We start from the raw sequence: 21400 nt of genomic DNA, 5'->3' as shown, positions 1-21400 counted from the left end.
GCCCGGCGACGCGCGTCGCTACTTCTTGTAACCGGGGATGCCGGGCGTGGTCTCGTGCTGGTTCGGCAGAACCGTCGACGCCTGCTTCAGCGAGTCGATGGTCTTCTCGGGCTTGCGCAGTTTCTTCACCCGCCGGTATCCGAGGAACGCGAGGACCGCGGCCACGAGAACCATGAAGGCGAAGACGATCAGGAACGCAGCCCACCGGGGCAACCAGATGTCGAGAGTCTCGGCGGCGAAGAAAAAGAAGAAGAAGGCGCTGAAGATGAGGACCGCGAGAGCGAGGATGAAGAACAGGCTTCCCTGCAGGCCCTTCTTGATCTCACCGGTCACCTCCGCCTTGGCGAGCTCGACCTCGGCACGAACCAGAGTGGAGACCTGCGTCGTCGCGTCCTTGACCAGGCTGCCGATGCTGCCGGTTCCCGGGGCGCGGTAGTCGGGGTCCGACAGAGGGATCGACGAGATCGTGTTCGGTACGCCCTCCGGGTATGCAGTGCCGTTGCCTGCAGTGCCATTGCCGCGATTGGTCTCGCTCAACTTCTCGACCCCTCCACTTGCTGGTGCTGATGATTCTGGTCTCGGCCGGTCTGCCGTAACACTAGTGCCGAACAGGTCGGAAGCGCTCAGGCGGCTGCCGTCCATGTCGCCGATATTCGGGATCCGCTGATTTTCTCAGGTTGTGATCAGGTAATTTGCACACTCGTACATACCCTCTCTTCAGGAGCACAACCGTGAGCACTACCTCCGCCGTTCCCGGCGACGGCACCACGGCACCGGCACCGGAGGTACCACGGTCTCGTATCGTCGTTGCTTCCATGGTCGGGACGTCGATCGAGTTCTTCGACTTCTACATCTACGCCACCGCGGCCGTTCTGGTCTTCCCCAAGCTGTTCTTCCCGGCAGGCAACGACACGACGGCTCTGCTGGCGTCGTTCGCCACGTTCGGCCTCGCATTCGTCGCTCGTCCCGTCGGCTCGATCCTGTTCGGCCACTTCGGTGACCGGATCGGACGCAAGGCCACTCTCGTCGGCTCGCTTCTGACGATGGGTATCGCCACGTTCGCCATCGGACTGTTGCCGACGTACGCAGCCGCAGGCATTCTCGCGCCCGCGTTGCTGGCGTTGATGCGCTTCGCGCAGGGCGTCGGCCTCGGCGGCGAGTGGAGTGGCGCAGCACTGCTCGCGACGGAGACCGCGAAACCGGGCAAGCGCGCCTGGGCTGCGATGTACCCGCAGCTCGGTGCGCCGATCGGCTTCTTCTTCGCCAACGGCATCTTCCTGCTCATCGTCATGATGACGGGTTACGACGCGGCCAACTCCGGCACCGACCACGCGTTCCTCACGTGGGGCTGGCGAATTCCGTTCCTGCTCAGCGCCGTCATGGTGATCATCGGTCTCTACGTGCGTCTGAAGCTCGAGGAGACGCCGGTGTTCAAGCTTGCGGTCCAGCGTGGACAGAAGGTCAAGACGCCGCTCGCAGAGGTCTTCAAGACCAGCTGGCGTCAGCTCATCATCGGCACGTTCGTCATGCTCGCGACGTACACGCTCTTCTACATCATGACGACGTGGGTGGTCAGCTACGGCACCGGCAAGGTGTCCGACGTCAACGGTCCGAAGATCACCATTCCGTACACCGACTTCCTCGAACTGCAGCTGATCGCCGTGCTGTTCTTCGCCGCACTCATCCCGGTCGCGGGCTGGCTCGCGGACCGCTTCGGTCGTCGCCCCACGCTGATCGTCATCACGGCGGCGATCATCGTGTTCGGTCTGTCGTTCAACTGGCTCGCCGCTCCGTCGGAGGCGACCGCGGGTCGGATGCTGGTGTTCATGTGCATCGGACTCGCACTGATGGGTCTGACATTCGGCCCGATGAGTGCCGTTCTGCCCGAACTCTTCTCGACGAACGTGCGCTACACCGGATCCGGAATCGCGTACAACACGTCGTCGATCCTCGGTGCCGCGGTGGCGCCGTTCATCGCGACGTGGCTGGTGTCGTCCTACGGCGTCGGCTGGGTCGGTGTCTACCTGGCCATCGTCGCCGCACTGACGTTGATCTCGCTGATCGTCATGCGGGAGACCAGGGATCAGCAGCTCGAGAACGTGTAAACACACGTGCGTGCGAATGTATAGCGGGCTATACATTCGCACGCACGAGCCGCGTCAGCGGCCTTTCTTGATCGCCTCGAAGACAGCGGGGTCGACGAGCGTGGAGGTGTCGCCGAGGTCGCGGCCTTCGGCGACGTCGCGCAGGAGGCGTCGCATGATCTTGCCGGAGCGGGTCTTCGGCAGTTCGGGGACGATCGAAATCTCCCGTGGCTTGGCGATCGGTGAGATCTCCTTGGCCACTTCGGCTTTCAGCTCGGCGATGAGGTCGTCGCCGGTGTTCTCCACTCCGGAGCGCAGGATCACGAACGCCACGATGCCCTGACCGGTGGTCTCGTCCGCGGCGCCGACGACGGCTGCTTCGGCAACACCGTGATGCCCGACGAGGGCGGATTCGACCTCGCTGGTGGAGATGCGGTGGCCGGAGACGTTCATGACGTCGTCGACGCGGCCGAGGACCCACAGGTCGCCGCCGTCGTCGAAGCGGGCGCCGTCACCGGCGAAGTACCAGCCCTGCTCGGGATAGCGGGACCAGTAGGTTTCCTTGTAGCGATCCATGTCGCCCCAGATGCCGCGGAGCATCGACGGCCAGGGCTGGTCGAGAACGAGGTAGCCGTTGCCGCCGGGGCCGAGAGGCTGGGCGTCGTCGTCGACGATCTTGGCCGAGATGCCCGGTAGCGGGGTCTGTGCGGAGCCGGGTTTGGTCGAGGTGACGCCGGGGAGCGGGGAAACCATGATCGATCCGGTCTCGGTCTGCCACCAGGTGTCGACGATGGGTGCGGTGCCGCCGCCGACGACGTCGCGGAACCAGCGCCACGCTTCGGGGTTGATGGGTTCACCGACCGAACCCAGCAGGCGGACCGTCGACAGGTCGTGTGCTTCGGGAATCTCCTTGCCCCACTTCATGAATGTGCGCACGAGGGTGGGGGAGGTGTAGTAGATCGAGACCTTGTACTTCTCGATGACGTTCCAATGCCGGTGCTCGTCAGGCGAATTGGGGGTTCCTTCGTAGACCACCTGAGTTGCACGGTTCGAGAGCGGGCCATACACGATGTAGGAATGCCCTGTGACCCAACCGATGTCGGCGGTGCACCAGTAGACGTCCTTGCCGGCCTTGTGGTCGAAGACGTTGTGGTGGGTGTACGAGGTCTGCGTCAGGTAGCCGCCCGAGGTGTGGATGATGCCCTTGGGCTTACCCGTCGTCCCCGAGGTATAGAGGATGAACAGTGGGTGCTCGGCCGGGAACGGCTGCGCCTCGTGCTCGGTAGACGCCTTGGCGACGGTGTCGTGCCACCACAGGTCGCGCCCGTCGGTCCAGGAAACGTCGGAGTCGGTGCGCTTGACGACCAGAACATGCTCGATGGAGGCGGCGCCGTCGACTGCTTCGTCGACGGTGGCTTTGATCGGGGCGGGCTTGCCGCGTCGCCACTGGCCGTCGGTGGTGATGACGAGTTTGGCTTCGGCGTCGTCGACGCGCGAGCGCAGGGCGGTGGCGGAGAAGCCGGCGAAGACGACCGAGTGGGTCAGTCCGAGGCGGGCGCACGCGAGGATGGAAACGATCGCTTCGGGGATCATCGGCATGTAAATCGCGACGCGGTCGCCGGCGACGAGTCCCAGGTCGGTCAACGTGTTCGCGGCCTGGGACACCTCGGCGAGCAGATCCGAGTAGGTGACATCGCGAGAATCGCCCGGCTCGCCTTCCCAGTGGATCGCGACCTGGTCGCCGTGCCCGTCGATGACGTGCCGGTCGACGCAGTTGTAGGCGACGTTGAGTTCGCCGTCGCCGAACCACTTCGCAACGGGCGCATCGGACCAGTCGAGCACCTCGGTGAACGGGGTGTGCCAGTGCAGCCTGCGTGCCTGCTCGGCCCAGAACGCCAGACGGTCCTTCTCGGCCTCGGTGTACAGGTCCGCAGTCGCGTTCGCCTGAGCCGCGAAATCCGCGGAGGGCGGATACGAATCCGACGCGGTCTCATGGGCTCCGGAGGTACTGGTCGTCATCTCGAATAGCTCTCTTTCGTCCGTCGATTTCGCCGCTCAGCACATCACCGAACACGGGCTTGCAGGCGCTAGTGAGCGTAGTCACATGTGAGCGCGGTCGCATCGTTGCAGCGCCGTGCAACCCTGTGATCTGCGGCGATCGGTCGGTTTGGCGCGGTAGGCGGTATTCAGGGCCGTCCCGTCGGGCAGGTCCGAACGTAGGGGCGCGTGCGGCGTCGAAAACGAGTTGCCGAAACGTTTCGATCATGTTGCGTGGTTACTCGTGAGTCAGCAATTTGCGGGGGAGCTCACATCGTCATCTCAGGATGTGTCTAGAGTCCTGTGTATTCAGATCGTTGCCCCCGCGTACGACGCGGGGTAGGCGGTCGCCCCCACATACTCCGTGGGCGTGACGCCCATGGGGTCGATCGCGGCGAACCCGCGATCGAACCGAAGAGAGGATTTGCTTTGCGTAGAACGCGCATCGCGACTGCCGCGGTTGCGGTCGTCGTAGGAGCCGCGCTGGTGACAGCGTGCTCGTCGAGTGACTCGTCCAGCGGCGGTGGATCCGGTGATGGTTCCGCGATCGTCAACGCATGGAGCGGTGAGCCGCAGAACCCGCTCGTTCCCACCAACACCAGCGAGAACACCGGCGGACGCGTCGTCGACTCCATCTTCGCCGGTCTCGTCTCGTACACGCCGGAAGGCGGCGTCGAGAACGAAGTCGCCGAGTCCATCGACACGACCGACGGCCAGAACTACACCGTCACGCTGAAGGACGGCTGGACGTTCACCGACGGCTCCCCGGTCACGGCGAAGTCCTTCGTCGACGCGTGGAACTACGGCGCGCTGTCCACCAACGCGCAGCTTCAGGGTTCGTTCTTCGATCCCATCCAGGGCTACGACGAGGTCGCGGCCGAGAACCCGACGGTTCAGACGATGTCCGGTCTCCAGGTCGTCGACGACAAGACGTTCACGATTCAGCTGAAGCAGCCCGAAGCTGCGTTCCCGGATCGTCTCGGTTTCGCCGCGTACTACCCGCTGCCCGAGGTCGCCTACGCCGATATGGCTGCGTTCGGCGAGAACCCGATCGGCAACGGCCCGTACAAGTTCGCGCAGGAAGGTGCATGGCAGCACAACGTCCGCATCGACCTGGTCACCAACCCGGACTACGACGGCAACCGCAAGCCCGTCAACGGCGGCATCAACTTCATCCTGTACAGCAACCTCGACACCGCGTACACGGATCTGCTGTCGAACAACGTCGACGTTCTCGACAACGTCCCGTCCTCTGCTGTGACGACGTTCGAGACCGACCTGCCGGACCGCACGGTGAACCAGCCGTCGGCCAGCATCGAGACGTTCACCATCCCGGGCCGCCTCGCGCACTTCGGCGGTGAAGAAGGTGTTCTGCGTCGTCAGGCGATCTCCAAGGCGATCAACCGCGACCAGATCACCGAGCAGATCTTCAACAACACCCGTACCCCGGCCAAGGACTTCACCAGCCCGGCCATCGAGGGATACACGGACTCGCTCGAGAACGAAGGAAACGTCGAGTACGACCCCGAAGGCGCCAAGGAACTCTGGGCACGGGCCGACGCGATCGCACCGTGGTCCGGCACGTTCGCCATCGCGTACAACTCCGATGGCGGACACCAGGAATGGGTCGACGCTGTCACCAACAGCATCCGCAACACCCTCGGTATCGAGGCGCAGGGCGCCCCGTACCCGACGTTCGCGCAGCTGCGTACCGAAGCCACCAACCGCACCATCCCGACGGCATTCCGTTCGGGCTGGCAGGGTGACTACCCGCAGCAGTACGGCTTCCTGGCGCAGAACTACCAGACCGGCGGCAGCTCCAACGACGGTGACTACTCGAACCCCGAGTTCGACCGTCTGCTCCGCGAGTCGGCCAGCGAGACCGACAAGGACAAGGCGCAGGACCTGATCAACCAGGCTCAGTCGATTCTTCTGAACGACCTGCCCGCGGTCCCCAACTGGTACCGCAACGCGGCCAGCGGTTGGTCCGAGAACGTGAGCAACGTTCAGATCGGCTGGGACGGTATCCCGATCTACTACGCGATCGAGAAGAACTGATCGAAGTAGCTCCATCCTCATGAGACCGAGCAGGGCGGTAGGTCTTCACCTACCGCCCTGCTCGTGTGCTTCCCCCGAATTCACGTCGTCTCGGTGACGTCCGCCTTTTCTCGAAGGAGGTGATCCGATGCTTTGGTACATCGGACGCCGATTACTTCAGATGATCCCCGTCTTCATCGGGGCAACATTTCTGATCTATGCCATGGTCTTTCTGCTTCCCGGCGACCCCATTGCAGCGCTCGCGGGAGACAAAGCCATCAGCCCGGCCGTCGCCGACCAGCTTCGTGCCCGCTACAACCTCGACCAGCCGTTCATCGTGCAGTATCTGCTGTATCTGAAGGGCATTTTCACGTTCGACTTCGGAATGTCGTTCTCGGGCCGCCCGGTCAGTGAAGTTCTCGTTCAAGCATTTCCGATCACCGCCAAGCTCGCGGCGATGGCTCTCGTCATCGAGGGTGTGTTCGGCGTCGGCTTCGGTCTGATCGCAGGCCTGCGCAAGGGCAAGTTGTTCGACTCGACGGTCCTCGTCGTCAGCCTCGTCATCATCGCCGTGCCGATCTTCGTCATCGGCTTCCTCGCGCAGTTCTTCATCGGCATCAAATGGGGCATCGTCCCGCCCACCGTCGGTGGCAACACGAGTTTCAAGAACCTGTTGCTACCCGCCTTCGTGCTCGGTGCGGTGTCGTTCGCGTACGTGGTGCGTCTGACGCGGACGTCGGTGGCGGAGAACTTGAACGCCGACTTCGTCCGCACGTCGACGGCAAAAGGCTTGTCGCGCAGCCGCGTCGTCAACGTGCACGTGCTCCGCAACTCGCTCATCCCGGTCGTCACGTTCCTCGGCGCCGACCTCGCCGCATTGATGGGCGGCGCGATCATCACCGAGGGAATCTTCAACATCAACGGTGTCGGCGGCACGATCTATCAGGCCGTCATCCGGGGCGAAGCGCCGACGGTGGTCTCGTTCGTGACCGTTCTGATCGTCGTGTATCTCCTCGCGAACCTCGTCGTCGATCTCCTCTATGCAGCGCTCGACCCAAGGATCCGCTATGCCTGAGTCAACTACACCGCAGGCGGGACGCGCAGTCCGCCAAGCACGTTTCGTCGAGAAGGACGACGTCGTCGACGTCAGCCAGACCGATGCCGTCAGCATCGACGAGACGCCGTCGAGCATCTGGCGCGACGCGTGGCGCAGTCTGCGCAAGCGCCCGATCTTCATCGTGTCGGCGGTCATCATTCTCGCGGTGATCGTCGTCGCCGCGTTCCCGAGTCTGTTCACCAGCACGGACCCGCGCTACTGCAATCTCGACTTCAGCATGCAGGGACCGCAGTCCGGGCACATCTTCGGATTCGACCGCCAGGGCTGTGACATCTACGCCCGCACCATCTTCGGCGCCCGCGCGTCGGTGCTCACCGGCGTCGGCGTGACGTTCCTCGTGCTCGTCATCGGCGTCCTGTTCGGTTCGTTCGCAGGGTTCTACGGCGGCTGGGCCGATTCGCTGCTGTCGCGTCTGACGGACATCTTCTTCGGTGTGCCGCTGATCCTCGCGGCCATCGTGCTGATGCAGCTGTTCACCGACCGCACCATCTGGACGGTGATTCTGGTCCTCGCGCTGTTCGGTTGGCCGCAGATGGCCCGTATCACCCGAGGTGCCGTCCTCGCAGCGAAGAACAACGACTACGTGATGGCGTCGCGCGCTCTCGGAGTATCGAAGGTGCGCACGCTGATTCGGCACGTGCTGCCGAATTCGATGGCGCCGATCATCGTCATCACGACGATCTCGCTCGGTACGTTCATCGTCGCCGAGGCGACGCTGTCGTTCCTCGGTATCGGCCTCCCTCCGACCGAGGTGTCCTGGGGCGGTGACATCAGTGCCGCGCAGGTGACCCTCCGTCAGGGATCGACCATTCTGTTCTATCCCGCTGCCGCACTGGCGATCACGGTGCTGGGATTCATCATGATGGGCGACGCCTTGCGCGACGCTCTCGACCCGAAGGCACGTAAGCGATGAGCATCGAAACCGAGAACATCGAGCAGCCGCTGCTGGACATCAAGAATCTCGAGGTGTCGTTCCAGTCGAATTCCGGCCCGGTGCCGGCAGTTCGGGGCGTCAGCCTGACGGTGTACCCGGGGCAGACGGTCGCGATCGTCGGCGAGTCCGGGTCGGGCAAGTCGACGACGGCGCACTCCATCATCAACTTGCTGCCCGGTACCGGAAAGGTGACGGCAGGCGAGATCTGGTTCGACGGGAAGGATCTCGCTCAGGCGAAGGAGAAAGACTTCGTCGAGGTCCGTGGAAGCCAGATCGGTCTCGTCCCGCAGGATCCGATGTCCAACCTCAACCCGGTGTGGAAGATCGGTTTCCAGATCGAGGAGGCGTTGGCCGCCAACAACATCGCGAAGGGCAAGGCGGCGAAGGCGCGGGCGATCGAACTGCTGGACGAGGCGGGCCTCTCCGAGTCGGAGAAGCGCGTCAACCAGTACCCACACGAGTTCTCCGGAGGTATGCGTCAGCGTGCGCTCATCGCGATCGGCTTGTCGGCGCGTCCGAAACTGTTGATCGCCGACGAGCCGACGTCCGCACTCGATGTGACGGTCCAACGGCAGATCCTCGATCACCTCGAGGGCTTGACCAAGGACCTCGGCACCGCCGTGCTGCTCATCACGCACGATCTCGGCCTCGCGGCCGAGCGCGCCGAGCACCTCGTCGTGATGAGCAAGGGGCGGATCGTGGAATCCGGTCCGGCACTGGAGATCCTGCAGAATCCGCAGCACCCGTACACGAAGAAGCTGGTCTCCGCGGCGCCGTCCCTGGCGTCGCAGCGGCTGACGTCGTCGGTCGCCCGCAAGGACATCGTCGAGCACGCCAAGGAGGTGGCCGAGGAGGTCGCCGCCGAGGAGACGGCAGCGGGAACTGCGTTCGAGCCGGAGAAGAGCACGGTCCTCGTCGTCGACAAGCTGACCAAGCAGTTCAAGCTACGTGGTGGCAGTCCGTTCAAGTCGTCGCTGTTCACAGCCGTCAAGGATGTGTCGTTCACGGTCCAGCGCGGCACGACGACGGCCATCGTCGGCGAGTCCGGATCGGGCAAATCGACTGTCGCACAGATGGTTCTGGGCCTGCTCGAACCGACCGAGGGCTCCGTGAAGTTCGACGGACGCGACGTCGCAGGTCTCGGCAACAAGGAGGCCTTCGCCTTCCGTCGCCGCGTGCAGCCGATCTTCCAGAACCCGTACGGGTCGCTCGATCCGATGTACTCGATCTACCGGACCATCGAGGAACCGCTTCGTACCCACCGGGTCGGAACCAAGAAGGAACGCGAAGCGCGCGTACGGGATCTGCTCGACAAGGTCTCGCTGCCCGCATCGGTGATGCGGCGGTTCCCGAACGAGCTGTCCGGTGGTCAGCGTCAACGTGTCGCAATCGCGCGTGCGTTGGCTCTGCAGCCGGAAATGGTGGTGTGCGACGAGGCGGTATCCGCCCTCGACGTGCTGGTGCAGGCCCAGATCCTGGAACTGCTCAACGACCTGCAGTCCGAGTTGGGGCTGACGTACCTCTTCATCACCCACGACCTGGCCGTCGTACGCCAGATCGCCGACGACGTCCTCGTCATGCGGTCGGGTGAGATCGTCGAGGCGGCCAAGACGGACGAGGTCTTCGACAACCCGAAGCAGGAATACACGCAGCGTCTACTCGCTGCCATCCCGGGTGGATCCATTCCCCTCGGGGCGTGAGACGGACGGAGCCTGCGGGTCACTCCGCAGGCTCCGCTCCTGCCCAGGTAGCGTCGTGTGTCGTGACGGACCCCCTGGCCCCGCTTCTGGAACTCCCCGGCATCGCCGACGCGGCCGAGCGTGCCCGCGACGCGCTGGGCGCCGTGCATCGGCACAAGACGAATCGACGCGGATGGCCTGCGACCGCCGCAGAAGCCGCGGTCCGCGCCGCGCGGTCGTCGTCCGCGCTCGAGGGCGGTTCCATGGACTTCCCACGTGAAGGGGAGGAAGGCGACCCCGTCCTCGCCGGCTCGCTGCGTGTGGCGTCGGCACTCGACGGCGACGCGTTGCAGAACATGCTGGCGGTGTGGAAGCGAGCACCGCTGCAGGCACTCGCCCGACTTCATCTACTCGCGGCTGCCGATCTCGTCACCGACGACTCCCTGCTGGGTCGGCCGCGTGAAGGCGACAGCATCGGTGAACGACTCGACCTCCTCGCCCAGCTGGTCACCGGCGGAACGTCCGCACCCGCACCCGTCATCGCGGCGATCGTGCACGGGGAGTTGTTGACGCTGAAGCCTTTCGGCACAGCCGACGGCATCGTGGCCCGTGCAGCGTCGCGGTTGGTCGCGACGGCGTCTGGACTCGATCCGCACAATCTCGGTGTCCCCGAGGTCAGCTGGATGCGTCGATCCCAGGCGTACCGCGACGGGGCAGTCGGTTTCTCGGCAGGCACCGCGACGGGCGTCGGAAGTTGGATCATGTTGTGCTGCGGCGCACTCGAAGCCGGAGCTGCGGAAGCGACGTCGATCGCCGACGCGTCGGCGAGCTGATCTCGTCCCGCGCCCACCCGCTCACGTGAAAGGCGGCGATGCCGACTGTGAAAGTCGGCGTCGCCGCCCGTCAGCACGGACTATCCGGTTACCAAGCGTGCATAGGTGGGCTGTGGCGATCTGGGATCGCGAGGCCTCGGCGCCGGTTCGGTGAGGAGGGAGGTCATCCCTGCAACCGGTGCAGGGTTCTTGCTGCCGCCTACCGAATCTCGCAGGCCCACAGCGCTTCTGCCATGTCAGCGGCGCGCTCCGCGTGGGTACCTGATGTCCGTGCTGGGAGTCCGGGTCGGGAGAGCGAACCTTCTCTTCCGGATCGATCTTGGCCTTCCGTTTCTCCGTGCTTCTTTTCTACCCTGTGGTGCGGCTCACATCAAGGGGTTGTCAGCCTTTTCTTCGGAGCAATCCGTAGGTGACCGCACCGGCTATCACAGCACCGAAACCCACTGCGGCACTTGCCGCAACGGCCGTGCCCGACGGTGCCTGAATCCGGGCGCGCAAGGATACGGGATTCGAGAAAGTGAGGATGGGCCAGCCCTGTGTCGCCGCTTCCTTGCGCAGAGCGCGATCCGGGTTGACCGCAGTCGGATGTCCGACGGCGTGCAGCATCGGTAGATCCGTCATCGAGTCCGAATAGGCGAAACATTGTGCCAAATCGTAGTTTCGGGCCGCGGCGAGTTCCTTCATCGCTTCGACCTTGCCTTCGCCGTAGCAGTAGAACTCGACCGTCCCGTTGTATCGGCCATCGACGACTTCCATGCGCGTCGCGGTGCTGATGTCCGCTCCCAGCATCTCCGCGATCGGGGCGACGATCTCCTCCCCGGACGCGGACACCACGACGACGTCGTGGCCCCGCAGTTTGTGATCGGCGATGAGTTCGGTCGCCTCGGCGAACACCAGCGGATCGACTATGTCGTGCAACGTTTCCGCGACGATGGACCTGATCTGCTCGACGTCCCAGCCGGCGCTCATGGCGGCGATATGAGCGCGCATCCGTTCCATCTGATCGTGATCTGCTCCGGAGAGGAGGAACAGAAACTGCGCGTAGCTACTCTTCAGTACTGCACGTCGGTTGATGAGACCTTGATCGAAGAACGGCTTGCTGAATGCAAGCGTGCTCGACTTGGCGATAATTGTCTTGTCCAAGTCGAAGAATGCGGCAATTCTTCCGGCAGGGCGAGGTGATTCGGCGTCGTCGGCGCCGGCGCTGGTGGTCACGGTCCTCACAATAGAGGGCTGACGTGTCTCGCCGATGTCTCGAGCGAAACTACCGGTGGAAAACATGAAACTTGAACTTGCAAACAGCGCCTTGGCCGGGTGTAGTATTGATGCAGTCCGATTCGGTTCGGACGAGTTCAGCCCGACCCCCCGGGGCTGAACTAGACGACGACCCTCGCCTCCTCCCCCCCTGGCGAGGGTCGTCCTCTGTTTCGGGCCCTGTGTCGCCCAGTCATCTCGTCCTGGTGTGCGGATTCTGTTGTGCGGTAACCGGACTTACCAGTCGGTAGTGCGCTCGTGCCGGTAGTGGTACCACCGTCCAGTAATTCATCCACAGCCCCCGAATTCATCCACAATCTCGGAAAGAGTCTTGGCGACGGCCCGCAGATCACGCAGTCTCTTCGCTCATGGAACAAGAACCGACTGTGCGTCCGCGGGTGGTCCTGCTGCTGACCGCGGACGCAGTCCTGCGAGCGGATGCGCTTCGTGTCGCCGCGGCCGCGGAGTGCACTGTCCACGAGCACGATTCGACGGAGGGGCCGACCCCTCCTGGGCGCCTCGACTGGGACCGGGCGCACGTCGTGTTGCTCGACCCGGCGCACACGGCCGAGGTGCTCTCGGGCCGGCTCCCGCGGCGTGACGGCGTCGTCGTCCTGTCCCGGGGAGAGCCCGACGTCGAACACTGGCGCGCCGCAACATCGGTCGGTGCGACCAGCGTGTTCGGCCTCCCGAACGACGAACACGCTCTGATACGTGTCCTCACCGCACACGCACGTGATCGCGACGGGGACGGCGGTGCCATCGCCGTGATCGGTGGCCGCGGAGGAGCCGGTGCGTCGACGCTCGCTGCGGCTCTCGCGTCGACCTCCGCGGCGCACGGCACACGAACGCTGCTCGTCGACGGCGACGCCTTCGGCGGTGGTCTCGATCTGCTGCTCGGCTGGGAGGACGTGCAGGGACTGCGGTGGCCGGGGCTCGCCGTCGAGGGCGGGCGCGTCACGGCGGAGGCCTTGCACGGTGCGCTCCCGTCGGTGAACGGGCTGTCGGTGTTGGCGGCCGGTCACGCGACGGACCACATCGACGCGCGTGCGTGCGAAGCCGTCGTCGACGCGGGTCGGACGGCAGGCGATCTCGTCGTGTGCGACGTTCCTCGACATCCAGGAGTGCACAGCGACGCGCTTCTCGACGCGGCCGACCTGGTAGTTCTCGTGGTGACGGCCGACATCGGCGCTGTCGCGAGCGCCCAGACGGTCGCGGCGTACGTGACCTCGCGCAACACGAACGTCGGCCTCGTCGTGCGCGGCCCGTCGCCGGGTGGCATCCGCGGCGTGGATGTGGCCGACAACCTCGGGCTGCCGTTGCTGGCGACGATGCGGCCCGACGCAGGCCTGGCCCAGCGTGTCGAGCGTGGAGGCATCGTACTCGGACGGCGATCGGCGTTGCGCGTGGCTGCCGAGGACATCCTTACGACATTCGGCCGGCGGCCTCGAAGTGGCCGGTGGGCAGCATGACGACCGTCGTCACTGCCGAACTGCTCGATCGCGTCCGTGAGCGATTGGCGAGTTCGGCGGAGGATCCCACTCCTGCGCTCGTCGCGAGTGCGGTGCGCATCGAAGCGGGCGGGGTCATCGGAGACACCGATCTTCTCGACGCTCTCCGGGTGCTTCAGACCGAACTGACCGGCGCGGGTCCGCTCGAAACGCTGCTGGTCGATCCTCGTGTCGCGGACGTACTGGTCACATCACCGCACGAGGTGTGGGTGGATCGAGGAGAAGGTTTGGAGCGCAGTGCAGTTCGATTCGCGGACGACGCTGCCGTCCGGCGCCTCGCGCAGCGTTTGGCCCTGTCGGCGGGGCGTCGATTGGACGACGCGCAGCCGTGGGTCGACGGCCAGTTGCCCGGAGTGGGCGACGGGACGTTCGGTGTTCGTCTGCACGCCGTTCTCGCGCCGATCGCCCGGGGAGGCACATGCTTGTCGCTGCGCGTGTTGCGTCCGACGACGCAGGGTCTGGACGCGTTGGCGGCACGCGGAGCGATCACGTCCGATGCGCTGGTGCTGTTGCGACGCATGATCGCCGCGCGTCTGGCGTTCCTCGTCGTCGGGGGCACAGGTGCAGGAAAGACGACGATGCTCGCGGCCCTCCTCGGCGAGGTAGCACCCACCGAGCGCATCGTCTGCGTCGAGGATGCCGCGGAACTGGCGCCTGCACATCCACACGTGGTGCGACTGGTGGCGCGCGCGCCGAACGTCGAGGGCATCGGCGAGGTGACGGTCCGCCAACTCGTCCGACAGGCGCTGCGCATGCGGCCCGACCGACTCGTCGTCGGTGAGGTCCGCGGCGCCGAGGTCGTCGACCTGTTGACGGCACTCAACACCGGTCACGACGGTGGTGCCGGAACCATTCACGCCAATTCGCCTGCCGAGGTACCACCGCGGCTGGAAGCCCTTGCTGCACTGGGTGGTATGGACCGCGGCGCGCTGCACAGTCAACTCGCGGCGGCCGTTCAGGTCGTCCTGCACGTGCATCGCGCGCACGACGGTGCACGCCGATTGCGCGAGATAGCCGTCGTCGTGCCGGATGCCGACGGCGCGGTGACCATCGTTCCCGCATGGAGCGTACATGGCCACGTCGACCGAGGCCGAGAACTGTTCGACGCCATGGTCGAACGGAGAACGACATGAGCGCCCTTGCGTTCGCTGTCTGTGCAGCGGCCGTCGTCGTTCTGCCAGGGCCGCGACGGCGAGTGTTGTTGCTGCGCAGACCGACTGAGGTCGCGAAGGCGGGCGGCATCTCGCGCAGGGTCGCGGTGGGATCGGGGGCGGTGGCGCTCCTGGTGTCGACCTATCTCGTCGGCGGTGTCAGCGCAGTCTGTGCGACCGCTGTCGTCGCGAGCACTCTCGTCGTGCGTCGTCGACGCGCCCTACGAGACCGCGCTCGACGCGTCGAGATCGATTCGCTCGCAGCAGGTCTCGACGTCGTCATCGGCGAGTTGAGCGTCGGATCCCATCCGGCGCTCGCCTGCGCGGCCGCTGCCGACGAGGGCAGCGGCGACGCGGCGGTCGCATTCGGCCGGGCCGCGGGACGTGCGAGACTCGGCGGGCATGCTCATGCAGGGCTCGCGATCACGGATTCGGTTCTGACGAAGGAGCTTTCACGACTGTCCACCGTGTGGAAGGTCGCCGACGAATACGGCCTCGGACTTGCCGGTTTGCTCGCCGCCGCGCGGTCGGACATATCCGCGCGCCGACGCTTTCGCGATCGAGTGACGTCCGGGCTCGCCGGCGCACGAGCCACGGCCACCGTGCTCGCCTGTCTGCCTGTCGTCGGGGTTCTCCTCGGGCAGTTGATGGGAGCCGAACCGCTCGGCGTGCTCCTGGGCGGTGGGCTCGGGGGAGTGCTGCTGGTCGTGGGCTCGGCTCTGGTCTGCGCTGGACTGCTGTGGTCCGACGCCATCACCGGCAGGGTCGTCCGGTGATGTGGACGGCTGCGGTGTGCGCCGCGTCGGCGCTGCTCGTCCTGCCCGCGTCCACCTCACCTCTCGGGCGTCTCGGGAAGGACGGCCCGGCACCGGGCGATGCCGAACCGGTGGCCGTCGCCGATTCTCACTCCGTGGCAGCGACTTTCGACTTGCTTGCGGCGTGTCTTCGTGGCGGGTTGCCGGTCGGAACCGCTGCGGCGGCAGTGGCCGACACCGCCCCGGAGCCTCTCGGGACGGCATTGCGCACCACTGCGGATCTCCTGGTCCTGGGCGCCGACGCCGACGCGGCCTGGGCCCCGGTGGAGGCCGAGCCGGACATCGAGTCGTTGGCACGGATGGCCCGACGATCGGCGCGGTCAGGTGCGTCGCTGGCCGACGGTATCGCGGAACTCGCCGACGAGAGGCGCGCGCAAGCCGAGGATGCGGCTGCAGCCGCGACCGAACGCGCCGGGGTGCTGATCAGCGGCCCGCTCGGGCTGTGTTTTCTGCCCGCGTTCGTGTGCCTGGGCATCGTTCCGGTCGTCGTGGGGCTCGCGCGCACCGTGCTGGGTGGGGGTCTTCTGTGAAGGCCGGGGTAACAGACTTCCGGGACGGGGCCGCCGTCTCGGAGAACGAGGAGGGGGAACACCATGTTGGGGAACATCATTCGAGAGGCGAGGGCACGCATCGTCGTTGCAGCCGTCGCAGACGACGGAATGTCCACGGCCGAATACGCGATCGGTACCATCGCCGCCGCTGCGTTCGGAGCTATTCTGTACACCGTCGTGACGGGCGATTCCATCGTGGGCACACTGACGGGAATCATCGACAAGGCGCTCAACACGTCCGTGTAGCCGATGACGGCGGCGCGACGGTGGAGGCGGCGATCGCGGTCGCGTCCATCGTCGCTGTCGTCGTGATGTGCATCGGCGCGATTCTTGCTGTCTCGCTGCATGTTCGATGTGTGGATGCGGCACGCGAGACGGCACGGCTCGTCGCTCGTGGCGACACGGTGTCGACGGTGGATCTGGCGCCGGACGAGGCGCGGGTGACCGTCACCTCGACAGGCGGGTTCGTGACGGTGCGTGTCGAGGCGGACACGGCTCTACCCGGGTTGACGGTCAGCGCGCAGGCTGTCGCGGCGATCGAATCGGCGGATGACGATGGATCGTGACGACGGGGGCGTGACAGTCCTCGCGGCTCTGGCGGTGGCGGCGTTGGTGGTCGTCGTGATCGCGATCGTCCACGTCGGATCCGCAATCAGCGGGCGACACCGGGCGCAGTCGGCGGCGGACCTGTCCGCGCTCGCGGCGGCATCGGCTCTCGATCTCGGAATCGCCGACGCGTGTGCCGCGGCAGCAGACGTCGTCGAGCGTGCGGAGGCCACGTTGGTCGACTGCACCGTCGACGGGTGGGATGTCGTGGTGGAAGTGTCGATCACGTTGCCGCTCGGGCGTTTCGGGGTGCGCGACGCCACCGCCGCGGCGCGGGCGGGGCCGGCGTGACCTACCCTCCCTGGCGCAGAACCCCGTCGAGTACACCTTGGAAATTCTCGCTCTCCGGGTTACCGCCGGTGCGCGCGACGAAGGTGGTTTTCGTCGTGGCGACGAGCTCACCGGACGCGTCCGTGATGTCGTTGGCGGTGACCATGATGTCGCTGCCGCCCGACTGCCGGAACGACTCGAGACTGAGGTCGCTGGACAGTACGTCGCCTGCTCGGAGCGGACGGTGGAGCTTGATCTGCTGATCGGTATGCAGGATGTCGCCGATGCCGTAGCCGATGAGCAGGTTCTCGAACAGCTCGGGAAGTACGGCAGTGCCGATGACGCTGACGAACGTGACGGGTGCTATGACGCCGTCGTGACCGAGTTCGCGACCGGCGCCGTCGTCGAAATGCGTCAGGTGATCGTCCTGCACGGCACGGGCGAATTCCTTGATCTTCTCCCTACCGATCTCGTAGGTGAAGCTCACGACATGATGCGCTCCGACCCTGTCGAGAATGTGGCCGGTGGCTGAGGGGCTTATCGATACCGTCGACATGTGCTGAACCTTTCGACTCTGCGATTCTACTAGTCCAGCAGCCTCGAACCAATTTGGTGGGGCAGTGGAGAAAGTCTTTGCTGGGTCCCAACGAAAGGCCCGGTTCTCGTGTGGTTCGTCATCACAGGGTCGGGTTCGTCACCTGGTGGGAAGTGCGTCGAGTACCGCCTGCAGAACCACGATGGCGCCTGCTTTGTCGAGCGGGTCGTTGCCGTTGCCGCACTTCGGAGATTGCACGCACGAGGGGCACCCCGTTCGGCATTCGCAGGACTCGATCGCATCTCTCGTCGCCTCCAGCCAGTCGCGGAATGCGCGGTGGCCTCGTTCGGCGAATCCGGCGCCGCCGTCGTACCCGTCGTAGACGAACACCGTCGGCAATCCGGTGTCGGGGTGCAGCGCCGTCGACACACCGCCGATGTCCCAACGGTCGCACGTCGCGACGAGCGGTAACAGACCGATCGCGGCATGCTCGGCCGCGTGCAACGACCCCGGGAAGCGTTCGGGCGACACGCCACGCTCGATCAGCAGTTCCGGCGTGATCGTGTACATGACCGCGCGCGTGTCCAAGGTCTGCTCGGGCATGTCGAGTTCGACGGAATCGAGCACCTCACCCGAGTGCAGTCGACGCAGATACCCGATCACCTGATGGGTGACGTTCACCTGAACCAGCGCGAGCGTCACCTCACCCAGCATGGCTTGCGAATGCACGGCCGTCACCGAGATGTCCGTCGTCTCTCGCGCAGAGGTGTTCCAGTCTGGCTGCTCCGGATGTACCAGCGCGAGACCGTCTTCGAGATTCAGATCGTCGACGACGAAGGATTCGCCCTGGTGAATGTGTACAGCGCCGGGATGGACTGTGGCAGGGGCTCTTCCGGCGTCGACGGTGCCGAGCATGCGTCCGGTTTCGCCGTCGACGATCGCGACCTCGGTGCCGCTCCCGCCCCGAATGTTCACCGACGAGTGCGGTGCGTATTTCTCGCCTTCCGGTGTGATGAACCACCCGTGCGGGCGTTTGCGCAGCAGCCCGTCTGCGACGAGTTCGGCGAGTACTGCCTCGGCGTCGAACTCGTCGGCTTCCGCGGCGGTGATCGGCAGTTCGGCTGCAGCGCAGAGTATCTGAGGTCCGAGGAGGTAGGGGTTCGTCGGGTCGGTGACCGTTGCCTCGATCGGCTTGTCGAGCAAAGCACCGGGATTGTGCACGAGATACGTGTCGAGTGGATCGTCTCGTGCGACGAGCGCGACGAGCGATCCTTCACCGCGTCGGCCCGAGCGGCCCGCCTGCTGCCAGAACGACGCAACCGTGCCGGGAAAACCTGCGACGACCACGGCGTCGAGACCCGCTATGTCGACACCCAATTCGAGAGCGTTGGTCGTCGCCACACCGAGAAGAGTGCCGTCGGACAGATCGGATTCCAGCTTGCGACGGTCCTCCGCGAGGTACCCGGCGCGGTACGCGGCGACGCGGGCGGGCAGGTCGCGATCGACGTCGGCCAGGAACCGCTGCGTGCCCAACGCGGTGACCTCCGCTCCGCGCCGTGATCGGACGAAAGTCAGTGTGCGAGCGCCCTCCACGACGAGATCCGCCATGATGCGCGACGCTTCTGCACCCGCCGATCTTCGTACGGGGGCACCGTTCTCGCCGGTGATCTCCTTCAGTAGCGGCGGTTCCCACAGTGCGACCGTCCGTGGCCCGTGCGGCGACCCGTCCTCGGTCACCTCCTCACATGGGGCGCCGACGAGACGCGACGCCGCGGCGCCGGGATCGGACGTGGTGGCGCTGGCGAGCACGAAGACGGGGGACGCGCCGTAACGCGCACACACGCGTCGAAGACGCCGCAGGATCAGAGCGACGTTGGAGCCGAAGACGCCACGGTAGTAGTGGCATTCGTCGACGACGACGTAGCGCAGATTCCGCAGGAACCGGGACCAGCGCTCGTGAGCGCCGAGGATTCCGATGTGGACCATGTCGGGGTTGGTGAAGATCCACCGCGCGTTGGCTCGGGCCCACTGCCGGATTTCGATCGGGGTGTCGCCGTCGTACGCGCTGGGGAAGACATCGGCCAGTTCCGGTGCATCAGCGCGTAACTCGTCCGTGATCGAAATGGTGTTGCGAAGTTGATCTGCGCCGAGCGCCTTCGTCGGAGCCAGGTACAACGCGGTCGCCCGCGCGTCGTCGAGAAGGGTCGTCAGAATCGGCATCTGGTATGCCAGAGACTTTCCCGACGCTGTGCCTGTTGACAGGACAACGTGATGACCTTCGCTGGCGAGGGTTGCGGCGCGGACCTGATGACTCCAGGGGCGTGGGATCCCACGATCACGCAGCGTCGCTTGTACTTCGGACTTCAACCATGTTGGCCAGTCGACTATTTGGGCTTCCTGCCCGGGGAGTTCGGCGACGTGTGTCAGTGGCTGCTCTCCCGAAGGAGTGCCGGCGAGAACACGATCGAGAAGCGCGCGGCCGTAACCGGCAGCGGGAGTGGGCTGCCCGCCATCGACCGGCGTGCTCGGGGTGCATTCGTTCGAATGACCCCTGTTCGACGGATCCGGTTGGGTCACTGATGCTCTCCATGCTCACTCGAAACTGCGTGCCGCGTCGGCCAGGCCCGCGACCTGCGGTTTTCATGCTATCGCCAGCCCGATTCGAGGCGTGTGGCGGCCGGGCGTCGGCCCAGGTGGGAGGCGGTGAACGATGCAACGGGCGTTGTCACGGTCCTCAAGATCAACAAAATTGGCGAAAACTGCCATTTTCGACTGTTGGAAAACCGCAAGTCGTGGTTGACTTGACGTGGTCGCAGCTTCTGTGTTCGTTTTCACGCTCGCAGGATCGATGTTGCGAGCGCTGTGCTTTTGGAGCGTTTCCTGAGGGGGTCTCTGTTCTTGCAGGGGTTCTGCTGAGGGGGAAAATCAGGAAGTACAACGGTCGGAACCGGCCCGGTGGACTGTAAGTGCTGTCCATCGCATCCGGTGTTAGAAAGAGAAGGAAAAGCATGGCACAGGGAACTGTGAAGTGGTTCAACGCCGAAAAGGGCTTTGGATTCATCGCACCAGAAGACGGCTCCGCTGACGTTTTCGTTCACTACTCCGAGATCCAGGGCAGCGGCTTCCGCACCCTCGAGGAGAACCAGCGCGTCGAGTTCGAGGTCGGCCAGGGAACCAAGGGGCCCCAGGCGACCGGCGTTCGCGCGGTCTGATTTCGAATCCGCTCGCCTGCACGGCGAGTCGAATCGACGAAACTCATCCCCCTCACACGTGTCGGCTCTGCCGAGCGGTGAGGGGGATGAGTCGTTTCGTGGGTATCGCAGAGTCTTTCGGTTTCGGTGTGCGGACACGTGCGCATCGGACGTCGTGACTCGACCCGATGTCCTACTGTCCACACTGTGAACCAGTTGTCGTTCTTCTCGGCCGAGTCGCTGCCGCCGTCGGTGACGGACTTGAGCGGGTTGCTGGCGTCGACCGGTCACGTCGTTCTGTCGGGCGCGGGTGCTCGGATCTCCGTGGTCGTCGACGACGAATGGCGCGCGGACGCCATCTCGGATCTGATCGCCGAGTGTGGACTCGTCGCCGAGATCGGTCGCTCGGAGGAGGATCGTCCCCTCGTGCGGACGGCGTCCGTGGCCGAGTTGTCCGCGCTGGCGTCCCAGTGGACCAAAGGCGCGGTGAAGTCCATGCCTCCTGGTTGGGTGCCGGGCGCGCGCGAGCTCCGCGCGTGGGTTCTGGCTGCCGGCCGTCCCGAGGCCGACGGCGAGCGCTACGTGCTCGGCCTCGATCCGCACGCGCCGGACACGCATGCGCCTCTCGCTCAGGCACTGATGCGTGCCGGTATCGCTCCGACGCTGATCGGTACTCGTGGTTCCATGCCGGGGCTACGCGTCACGGGGCGTCGGCGTCTGTCGAGGCTGGTGGAGAACGTCGGAATGCCGCCCCGGAACGACACCGCACGCGCCAGCTGGCCACGTGCCGAGTAG

The 21400-nt window shown here is 65.3% G+C and carries 20 protein-coding genes; 15 read left to right on the top strand and 5 right to left on the bottom strand.

Annotated elements, in window-relative coordinates:
* Positions 1-18: 18 nt before the first annotated feature.
* Positions 19-537 (bottom strand): phage holin family protein, encoded by a 519-nt coding sequence (locus tag HQ354_RS05960; protein ID WP_261768510.1) that lies wholly within the window; start codon positions 535-537, stop codon positions 19-21.
* Between the two features lie 194 nt (positions 538-731).
* On the opposite strand from HQ354_RS05960, the gene HQ354_RS05955 reads away from it, so the two are divergent.
* Positions 732-2105, top strand: a complete 1374-nt coding sequence (locus HQ354_RS05955; RefSeq protein ID WP_243636750.1) for an MFS transporter — start codon at positions 732-734, stop codon at positions 2103-2105.
* A 54-nt stretch (positions 2106-2159) separates the two neighbouring features.
* On the opposite strand, the gene acs is transcribed toward HQ354_RS05955, so the two are convergent.
* On the bottom strand, positions 2160-4103 hold the full coding sequence (gene acs / locus HQ354_RS05950) for an acetate--CoA ligase (protein ID WP_222634417.1): 1944 nt from the start codon (positions 4101-4103) through the stop codon (positions 2160-2162).
* A 447-nt stretch (positions 4104-4550) separates the two neighbouring features.
* On the opposite strand from acs, the gene HQ354_RS05945 reads away from it, so the two are divergent.
* From HQ354_RS05945 to HQ354_RS05925, 5 genes are all read left to right on the top strand, one after another.
* Positions 4551-6179: an ABC transporter substrate-binding protein gene (locus HQ354_RS05945; RefSeq protein WP_114330464.1), complete on the top strand. Its 1629-nt coding sequence runs from the start codon at positions 4551-4553 to the stop codon at positions 6177-6179.
* A gap of 127 nt (positions 6180-6306) precedes the next feature.
* On the top strand, positions 6307-7233 hold the full coding sequence (locus tag HQ354_RS05940) for an ABC transporter permease (protein WP_068426581.1): 927 nt from the start codon (positions 6307-6309) through the stop codon (positions 7231-7233).
* Positions 7226-8188 (top strand): ABC transporter permease, encoded by a 963-nt coding sequence (locus tag HQ354_RS05935; protein WP_068426578.1) that lies wholly within the window; start codon positions 7226-7228, stop codon positions 8186-8188. The genes HQ354_RS05940 and HQ354_RS05935 overlap by 8 nt, the downstream gene beginning before the upstream one ends.
* The gene (locus HQ354_RS05930) at positions 8185-9909 is read left to right on the top strand and encodes an ABC transporter ATP-binding protein (protein ID WP_068426576.1); all 1725 of its coding nucleotides are present in this window, start codon (positions 8185-8187) and stop codon (positions 9907-9909) included. Before HQ354_RS05935 ends, HQ354_RS05930 begins: the two co-directional genes overlap by 4 nt.
* Positions 9910-9971: 62 nt before the next feature.
* Positions 9972-10721 (top strand): oxidoreductase, encoded by a 750-nt coding sequence (locus HQ354_RS05925; protein WP_068426574.1) that lies wholly within the window; start codon positions 9972-9974, stop codon positions 10719-10721.
* Between the two features lie 381 nt (positions 10722-11102).
* On the opposite strand, the gene HQ354_RS05920 is transcribed toward HQ354_RS05925, so the two are convergent.
* The gene (locus tag HQ354_RS05920; protein WP_068426691.1) at positions 11103-11936 is read right to left on the bottom strand and encodes an HAD family phosphatase; all 834 of its coding nucleotides are present in this window, start codon (positions 11934-11936) and stop codon (positions 11103-11105) included.
* Between the two features lie 407 nt (positions 11937-12343).
* Between HQ354_RS05920 and ssd the strand changes: the two genes are divergently transcribed.
* The 7 genes from ssd (at position 12344) to HQ354_RS05885 (ending at position 16900) form a co-directional block, all read left to right on the top strand.
* Entirely contained in the window at positions 12344-13447 is a 1104-nt protein-coding gene (gene ssd / locus HQ354_RS05915) for a septum site-determining protein Ssd (protein ID WP_222634418.1), read from the top strand.
* Positions 13444-14619: a TadA family conjugal transfer-associated ATPase gene (locus HQ354_RS05910; RefSeq protein WP_084423775.1), complete on the top strand. Its 1176-nt coding sequence runs from the start codon at positions 13444-13446 to the stop codon at positions 14617-14619. The genes ssd and HQ354_RS05910 overlap by 4 nt, the downstream gene beginning before the upstream one ends.
* Positions 14616-15413, top strand: a complete 798-nt coding sequence (locus tag HQ354_RS05905) for a type II secretion system F family protein (protein ID WP_068426565.1) — start codon at positions 14616-14618, stop codon at positions 15411-15413. The genes HQ354_RS05910 and HQ354_RS05905 overlap by 4 nt, the downstream gene beginning before the upstream one ends.
* Positions 15413-15982: a type II secretion system F family protein gene (locus HQ354_RS05900; protein WP_068426564.1), complete on the top strand. Its 570-nt coding sequence runs from the start codon at positions 15413-15415 to the stop codon at positions 15980-15982. Before HQ354_RS05905 ends, HQ354_RS05900 begins: the two co-directional genes overlap by 1 nt.
* Before the next feature lie 63 nt (positions 15983-16045).
* Positions 16046-16249, top strand: coding sequence for a DUF4244 domain-containing protein (locus HQ354_RS05895; protein ID WP_068426563.1), 204 nt, complete (start codon positions 16046-16048; stop codon positions 16247-16249).
* A gap of 20 nt (positions 16250-16269) precedes the next feature.
* Positions 16270-16569 (top strand): TadE family type IV pilus minor pilin, encoded by a 300-nt coding sequence (locus HQ354_RS05890; RefSeq protein WP_068426559.1) that lies wholly within the window; start codon positions 16270-16272, stop codon positions 16567-16569.
* Positions 16553-16900, top strand: coding sequence for an Rv3654c family TadE-like protein (locus HQ354_RS05885; protein WP_068426557.1), 348 nt, complete (start codon positions 16553-16555; stop codon positions 16898-16900). Before HQ354_RS05890 ends, HQ354_RS05885 begins: the two co-directional genes overlap by 17 nt.
* A 1-nt stretch (position 16901) precedes the next feature.
* Here the strand turns inward: HQ354_RS05885 and HQ354_RS05880 are convergent, their stop codons facing one another.
* The gene (locus HQ354_RS05880) at positions 16902-17435 is read right to left on the bottom strand and encodes a MaoC family dehydratase N-terminal domain-containing protein (RefSeq protein ID WP_068426555.1); all 534 of its coding nucleotides are present in this window, start codon (positions 17433-17435) and stop codon (positions 16902-16904) included.
* 138 nt (positions 17436-17573) lie between these two features.
* A complete protein-coding gene (locus HQ354_RS05875) occupies positions 17574-19841 on the bottom strand; it encodes a DEAD/DEAH box helicase (RefSeq protein ID WP_261768528.1) in 2268 nt (755 codons plus the stop codon).
* Between the two features lie 581 nt (positions 19842-20422).
* On the opposite strand from HQ354_RS05875, the gene HQ354_RS05870 reads away from it, so the two are divergent.
* Both HQ354_RS05870 and HQ354_RS05865 read left to right on the top strand, forming a co-directional pair.
* On the top strand, positions 20423-20626 hold the full coding sequence (locus HQ354_RS05870; RefSeq protein WP_005248460.1) for a cold-shock protein: 204 nt from the start codon (positions 20423-20425) through the stop codon (positions 20624-20626).
* A gap of 186 nt (positions 20627-20812) precedes the next feature.
* Complete coding sequence (locus tag HQ354_RS05865; protein WP_167675673.1) at positions 20813-21400, top strand: hypothetical protein; 588 nt, start codon at positions 20813-20815, stop codon at positions 21398-21400.

Origin of the sequence: Rhodococcus sp. BP-261 (assembly GCF_019835205.1) — a bacterium.
GTDB classification, from domain to species: Bacteria; Actinomycetota; Actinomycetes; order Mycobacteriales; family Mycobacteriaceae; genus Rhodococcoides; species Rhodococcoides kyotonensis_B.
Note: the sequence above shows the minus strand (reverse complement) of the source record. Positions and strands in the feature narration are given on the sequence as shown.